The organism is Streptomyces colwelliae (genome assembly GCF_048158785.1).
Lineage (GTDB): Bacteria > Actinomycetota > Actinomycetes > Streptomycetales > Streptomycetaceae > Streptomyces.
The window spans coordinates 1-422 of record NZ_JBLTJC010000994.1 but is presented as its reverse complement, the minus strand read 5'-3'; the positions used below and the strand labels follow the sequence as shown (position 1 = coordinate 422).

At 55.0% G+C, this 422-nt stretch carries 1 protein-coding gene; it reads right to left on the bottom strand.

The window, feature by feature from the left end; genetic code table 11:
* Positions 1-409: YcjX family protein (locus ACNFOC_RS55515; protein ID WP_167552641.1), on the bottom strand; the 409-nt coding region annotated here is incomplete at its 3' end.
* Positions 410-422 lie beyond the last annotated feature (13 nt).

Sequence of the window (422 nt, the reverse complement as noted above, 5' to 3'; positions counted from 1 at the left end):
CGCCGGGATAATCCACAATTTCCAGATACAGCGTGGAGGTATCCTTAAAGTGGCGTAGCAGCGAATCATTCGATTTAAAACGTAGCGCCAGGCGGATTTCACTGACGCCGCGCGTTGGCGTTGGCCAGGCGGGTGGATCGCCATATAACTGCGCCAGCCCTTCGTCATAGGTGAAGCGCGGAATGCCAAAGTCACGCTGGGGAATGCGTTTCACGCCCAGCAGGCGCTCTTCACGCACCGCACTTAACAGCGGCAAACGTGCTCCGGCGTGAATATTAAGCAACTGATTAACCATCGCGGTGATAAACGCTGTTTTGCCGCTGCGGCTAAGTCCGGTTACAGCGAGGCGCAGATGTCTGTCGACACCCCGATTCACCAGCGCATTGAGTTCATTTTTAAGTCGCTTCATTGCTGTCCTGTGC